Origin of the sequence: Nocardia sp. NPDC060249 (assembly GCF_042728755.1) — a bacterium.
GTDB lineage: Bacteria > Actinomycetota > Actinomycetes > Mycobacteriales > Mycobacteriaceae > Nocardia.
On record NZ_JBHXAQ010000021.1, the window covers coordinates 58,895 to 65,169 of the forward strand.

General features: G+C 67.7%; 6 protein-coding genes. 2 read left to right on the top strand and 4 right to left on the bottom strand.

Annotated elements, in window-relative coordinates:
• Positions 1-28 precede the first annotated feature (28 nt).
• The 3 genes from ACFWFP_RS33650 to ACFWFP_RS33660 form a co-directional block, all read right to left on the bottom strand.
• A complete protein-coding gene (locus ACFWFP_RS33650) occupies positions 29-691 on the bottom strand; it encodes a VIT family protein (RefSeq protein ID WP_379301905.1) in 663 nt (220 codons plus the stop codon).
• A gap of 166 nt (positions 692-857) precedes the next feature.
• Entirely contained in the window at positions 858-2,486 is a 1,629-nt protein-coding gene (locus ACFWFP_RS33655) for a GMC oxidoreductase (protein WP_379301906.1), read from the bottom strand.
• 67 nt (positions 2,487-2,553) lie between these two features.
• Entirely contained in the window at positions 2,554-3,108 is a 555-nt protein-coding gene (locus tag ACFWFP_RS33660; RefSeq protein WP_379301908.1) for a YdcF family protein, read from the bottom strand.
• 100 nt (positions 3,109-3,208) lie between these two features.
• On the opposite strand from ACFWFP_RS33660, the gene ACFWFP_RS33665 reads away from it, so the two are divergent.
• Complete coding sequence (locus ACFWFP_RS33665) at positions 3,209-4,708, top strand: flavin-containing monooxygenase (RefSeq protein ID WP_379301910.1); 1,500 nt, start codon at positions 3,209-3,211, stop codon at positions 4,706-4,708.
• An 80-nt stretch (positions 4,709-4,788) separates the two neighbouring features.
• Complete coding sequence (locus tag ACFWFP_RS33670; protein WP_379301912.1) at positions 4,789-5,193, top strand: hypothetical protein; 405 nt, start codon at positions 4,789-4,791, stop codon at positions 5,191-5,193.
• Positions 5,194-5,248: 55 nt separating this feature from the next.
• On the opposite strand, the gene ACFWFP_RS33675 is transcribed toward ACFWFP_RS33670, so the two are convergent.
• Complete coding sequence (locus ACFWFP_RS33675) at positions 5,249-5,737, bottom strand: MarR family winged helix-turn-helix transcriptional regulator (RefSeq protein ID WP_379301914.1); 489 nt, start codon at positions 5,735-5,737, stop codon at positions 5,249-5,251.
• Between the last annotated feature and the right edge of the window lie 538 nt (positions 5,738-6,275).

The window sequence follows — 6,275 nt, forward strand, 5'->3', positions numbered from 1 at the left end:
CCGGGTCCCGAGGCGGCCTGCTCGGAGCTCAGCCGATTCCCAGCGAGTCTGTAGCGGCGCCGATCCCGTAGGTGATCGCCATTGCCAGTGCGCCGCCCACCACCACGCGCAGCACCGCGCGTCCGCGATTGCTCCCGCCGAGCCGCGCACTCACCGACCCGGTGATCGCGAGGGCGATCAGCACCGCGGCGAATGTCACCGGTACCCGCCAAGCGGTGGGCGGCAACACGATCGCCAGCAACGGCAGCAGCGCACCGCAGGTGAACGCGATCGCCGAGGAGACCGCGGCCGCCCACGGGTTGGTGAGTGAGCGCGGGTCGATGCCGAGTTCGGCCTCGGCATGCGCGGTGAACGCGTCGTGGGCGGTGAGTTCGGCGGCCACCGTGCGCGCGGTGGCCGCGCTGAGGCCCTTCTTCTCGTAGATCCCGGCCAGTTCGGCCAGCTCGAAATCGGGTTCGTCCGCCAGTTCGCGGCGTTCCTTGGCGAGCAGCGCCTTCTCCGAATCCCGCTGGGTGCTCACCGATACGTATTCGCCCGCGGCCATCGAGATCGCCCCCGCGACCAGTCCCGCGATGCCCGCGGTGAGAATCGTCTGGGCATCGTTGGTGGTCGCGGCGACACCGACGACCAACCCCGCGGTGGACACGATGCCGTCGTTCGCGCCGAGCACGCCGGCGCGCAACCAGTTCAACCGGGTCGCAAGACCTTCGGCGTGCGGCTCGTGCGGATGACCTGGCCGGGGCGCACCCCCGGCCCCCTTCGGACGACTGTTCTCTGTGGGCGAGTCCGGCACCCGCTCAGCCTAGTCGGGACAACCGGCAGATCATCGGCTCGCCGCGGCGAAGTCGGCCACTCGCTCAGTTCCGCCGGGCAACCGTGGAATCAGCGGTGGCCGCCGGGCCCGCGCGCAGCGTGTCGGCCAGGCGCACCGCGAGCGCGATCACGGTCAACGTCGGATCGACGTGCCCGTTCGTCGGAAACACCGAACTGCCCGCGATGTAGAGGTTGTCCACCCCATGCACCCGGCAGTGCTGGTCCACGACCCCGTGCCGTGGATCAGCCGACATCCGGGTGGTGCCGCTGGGATGCGCCCAGTCGGTGAGCGGTAGGGCAGCGGTGCTGCCGGGCAGTGCCGCGGGAACTACCTGCGGCGCCGGCAACCCGAGCCGGGCGAACTCGCCCACGAGCAACGCTGTCGCCCGGCGCACCGTCCGATCCTCCTGATCGCTGGTGCGCCAATCGAGGTGCGGCAGCGGCATTCCGGCCGGGTCGGTGCGCGTCGAGAGCCGAACCCGGCTGTCGGCATCCGGTGTCTGCTCCACCATCGCCCGCACCTCGACGTCGGCCTGCCGGTGCGGTAACCCGACACCGTCGACCAGCCTGCGCCGCGCACCACCGGCCAGGAGCCCGGTGCCGGACAGCATGATTCGCAGGTCCTGCCATCGAACCCGCCCGCTCAACAGCCGCTTCACCGAGTCCCACGGATCGTCGTCGGCGGTGACCTCCTGCAACCACAGCGCACAGTTCACCAGCGACTCGCGCCGCTGCAGCGCGGGCGACAACGCCATACCGTGCAGAAAGGTGTGCTTACCTCGCGCGCTCTTCACCACGTACTTGCCGAACCGGTCCAGCGCCGCCCGGGCTTGCGCGGGGCGCAGCGTCGCGACCACCCCGCAGCGATGATCCATCAGGTACCGCCCCACCTGGTCGTACCGATTCCCGATCCCACCGGCGACGGTGCGTCGCGACGCCAGCAGCAGCCGTGGTGTCGCGATTCCACCCGCGGCCAGCACGAACACCCGCGCCTCGACGGTGCGCGCACGGCCACCCGCGCCGGTCACCTCGACCGAATTCACATGCGCGCCGGTGGTATCGGTATCGATATGGGTCACCGTCGCGTTCACCAGTACCCGCGCGGTCGGCGCGTCGATATCACGCACCCGCGGCCCCCACCGTTTGCAGTCGAACCGGTTGGCCGGGTCGCGGCTGATCTGCCAGAAGCAGGGGCGCAACGCGGCGGTGTCGAGCGTGTCGGCGGGCGCCGGCCGCCCGGCCAGCGGCCAGAACTCGTGCTCGGTGAAGCCGGTGCCGTGCCCGAGCCCGGCATGCGCGGCGGCGCGTTCGGCGAAGGGGCGCAGCGCGCCCGCGTCGATCGGCCAGCCGGACCGGGTGACCCAGGGCCGATGGGCGAAGTCGAGGTCGTCGAGCACGCCACAGCGCCCTGCCCAGGTGTGTGAGCTGCCGCCGAGCACCCGGTTTCCCGCGAGCCGGTGCTGTTGCGCGCGCGGTGCGCCGATGCTCTCGATCGCGGCGAATGCTGTGTCATCGCCGGTGATCTCGTGTCCGCCGCTCTCCAGCACCAGTACCCGCAATCCGGCGGCGGCGAGTTCGGCGGCAACCGTCAGGCCCGCGGGCCCGGACCCGATGACGCAGATCTGGGTGCGCAACGCGTCGTCACCGACGGTGCGCAGGTCCTCCACGAGCATCGGCGGTCCTCTCACCAGCGGTGCCCCCGCACCGCCTCTCTCACTGTAAGAGCAGCACCATCGTGTGTCAGTCGGTCTCGCAATGCTGATTGACGAAAGCTCTGATGTACCCGGCCGATTGACGCACATACATGTACGACCAGAACCCCGCTCCCGATTCCGACGGGCTGGCGACCATGGTGATCTCGCCGTCGTAGCACTTCTCGACGATGTACCTGGCACGCGACACATGGGGGGTGAAGGTGACCACGATGATGTGGTCCCATCCGTAGATCTTTGCGCGCCGGACGATTTCGCGCGCCTCGCCATCGGTGGTCCACGGGTCGGGCACGAAACACGAGACACGGAAGGCGAATCGGCCACCGCAGTACTTGTCCATCATCGGGTCATCGGCCCCGGTGGACTGCGAGATCAGCACCTCGGGGGCGAGACCGCGCTCGGCGAGCTCGATGCCGACATCGAATCGTTCGTACGGGGTACCACCGAGCACCACGATCACATCGGCGGGCCGCAGCGGATCGATCTGTGGATGCACGAAGACCGGCCATCCAGCGAACGCGGCAGCCAGCACGGTGACCAGTGCGCCGACGAGCAACCATCCCGCACGCCGAAAGATCGACACGGCACCGACGATACCGAAATTCCGGCGAGGGCCGCCGCGCCCGCCGTCGAGGCGGACCCACGCTCTTCTGCCGAGGTCCGCTGCCAGGCACACTGGAGCCATGACCGATACCGCCGTTGCCCCCGAACACCTCGACGTCGTCATCGTCGGCGCCGGGTTGTCCGGCATCGGGGCCGCTTACCGGCTGCAGACCGAACACCCGCATCGCAGCTACGCCATCCTGGAGGCGCGCGCCGACCTCGGCGGCACCTGGGACCTCTTCCGCTACCCGGGCATCCGCTCGGATTCGGACATGTTCACCCTCGGCTACCCGTTCAAGCCGTGGCGCGCGGCCCGCTCCATCGCCGACGGCTCCGCGATCCTGGACTACATCCGCGAGACCGCGCAGGAGAACGGCATCGACCGGCACATCCGGTTCGGTGCGCGGGTGATCGGCGCGGATTGGTCGTCGGCGCAGGCCCACTGGCGGCTCACCATCGCCCACGAGGGCCCCGACGGCCCCGAGCTGAGCACCCTGACCTGCGGTTTCCTCTACGCCTGCGCCGGCTACTACGACTACCAGCAGCCGCACGCCCCCGAGTTCCCCGGCCGCGACGCCTTCGCGGGCACCGTCGTGCACCCGCAGTTCTGGCCCGCCGACCTCGACACCCGCGACAAGCGGATCGTCGTCATCGGCAGTGGCGCCACCGCCGTCACCCTGGTGCCCAACCTCGCGGCCGACGCCGCCCACGTCACCATGTTGCAGCGCAGCCCCACCTGGATCAGCGCCGTCCCCGGCCGCGACAAGCAGGCCGACAAGATCCGCGAGCTGCTCCCGGCGAATCTGGCCCACCGGCTGATCCGGACCAAGAACATCCTGTTCAGCATCGGTTTCTACCAGTTCTGCCGCCGTCGTCCCGCTGCCGCGCGCAAGCTGCTCACCGACCTCACCACCCGCATCCTCAAAGACGACAAGCTCGTCGCCGAACACTTCACCCCCGACTACGACCCCTGGGACCAGCGCCTGTGCGCCGCCCCCGACGCGGACTTCTTCAAGGCGATGAAAAAGGGCAAGGCCTCGGTGGTCACCGACCAGATCGACGCCTTCGTGCCGGAGGGGATCCGCCTGGTATCGGGACAGACGCTGCCCGCCGACATCGTGGTCACCGCCACCGGCCTGCGCCTGCTGGCGTTCGGCGGCATCGCGCCCTCGGTCGACGGCACTCCCGTGCCCTTGGCCGATCAGTTCGTCTGGCAGGGAGCCATGCTCACCGGCCTGCCCAATTTCGCCATCTGCGTCGGCTACACCAACGCGTCCTGGACCCTGCGCGCCGACCTCACCTCCCGTTTGGTCTGCAAAGTCCTGACCCATCTCGACCGCACCGGCAGCGCCGCGGTCGTGCCCGAACCCAAGGGCGCGCTCGCCGAACGCCCACTGCTCGACCTGAACGCCGGCTATGTCCTGCGCTCGATCGCGGCGTTCCCCCGTCAAGGTGACCGTCATCCGTGGCGGGTCAGGCAGAACTACCTGCTCGACGCGCTGATCACCCTGCGCACCGATCTCGGCAAAACCCTGCGGCCGGTGCCGCGTCGGGTAGGAGAGTTCACCCGCAACGGGTGAGGCGCGGGGCCCGTCGGGTTTCTACCGTTGTCGTGTGCCGTGGTGGCACGTGGCATTGACCTGACGGGAAAGGCCCAGCGATGACAGACACGAATCAGCACCAGCTGCGCGACGGAATCGCGGCAGGAACCTCCATCGGCGCTGGCATCCTGCTGGCGGTTGTCGGTGTCCTGCAGATTTTCCAGGGAATCTCCGCGGTCGCGAAAGACGATCTCATCGTCGTCGGACCGGAGTACACCTACCAGTTCGACCTCACCAGCTGGGGCTGGTGGCACATCGTTCTCGGCGCGATCGCGGTCATCGTCGCGATCGGGCTGCTGGCCGGTCAGACGTGGGGCCGGGTCTTGGCAATGGTGATCGCCGCACTGTCGATCATCGCCAATTTCCTGTGGCTGCCCTACTACCCCTGGTGGTCGATCCTGATCATCGCCGTCAACATCGTGGTGATCTGGGCGGTGGCCACCTGGCGGCCGAACAACATCTGATCTGTCCTGATCCATCCGGCAACGCCGCCCCGATCATCGGGGCGGCGTTGCCGTCTCAGTAGTCGAGCGCCGCACGCCCCGACTCGGCGTCGCCGAGCGTGTGGACCAGATGCGACGAGAGCCGTTCGCCCAGGACCGCGAGTTCGGCCTTCTGCGGATCGTCGAGCCCGTCGAGCACCAGTTTGCGCACCGCGACCAGGTAGTCCGGCGTCGCCTCCACCACCTTGGCCTGCCCGCTTTCGGTGAGCACCGCGTCGATCCCGCGCCCTGATTCGGCCGCTTCCCGCCGCGCCCAGCCCACTCGTTCCAGCTTCGACACCACGTGGGAGAGCCGCGAAATGGACCCGTGCCCCCGTGCCGCGAGCGTGCTCAGCCGCATCCGGCGTTGCGGCTCATCGTGGAGCAGGGCCATGACCCGATACTCGAAATGGGTCACCCCGAACTCGCGTTGTAGTCGTGAATCGAGAGCGCTCGGTACGCGCATCGAGAGGGTGACCACCGCGCTCCAAGCGCGACGCTCGACCGAGTCGAAATCCGCTATCACCTCGGCCTACCTTCCACCCATGTGGTAGCTGCGAAATTGCTGAACGTTGGCAAACTGTATATGGGACGGCGAGTCCTGTCTATGCATGTCGCATCATGACACCAGGTAGGGCGTGTGTTTTAGATCATCCACGGCCTGGACGAATGATCAGTTGCCGCTTGGTCGCCGATCGCTGTCTGTCGGTGATCGAGATATTCATCGACGAGCGTGTGGCCTGAACCGCAGCACTATGGTCAGCGCGACCTGGGGAAATGCTGAATCCTCCAGGCGATTTGACTTCGTGTTGGTCGGCACGTAACTTTATTCCAGTCAGAGCGACACGGACACCGACTCAGCCGCCCAGCGGCCGAGACACGAGGTAGGACGATGAGCGCCTGACTGACTGCGTGTTCAGAGGAACTCGGTACGGATTTGCTTCCGCCCGGTTGTCTGAGCTAAAGTACGAACCCTTGCCTCACCGAAACCCCTCCGAGAAGTTGTGGGTAGAAGTGTGTGCGTGTGTTCTTTGAGAACTCAATAGTGTGTCGATGAATGTCAG

Bases quoted from the DNA above. Each gene is read 5' to 3' on its own strand.
- ACFWFP_RS33665 (WP_379301910.1), top strand. From the start codon at position 3,209: ATGACCGATACCGCCGTTGCCCCCGAACACCTCGACGTCGTCATCGTC.
- ACFWFP_RS33655 (WP_379301906.1), bottom strand. From the start codon at position 2,486: ATGCTCGTGGAGGACCTGCGCACCGTCGGTGACGACGCGTTGCGCACC.
- ACFWFP_RS33670 (WP_379301912.1), top strand. From the start codon at position 4,789: ATGACAGACACGAATCAGCACCAGCTGCGCGACGGAATCGCGGCAGGA.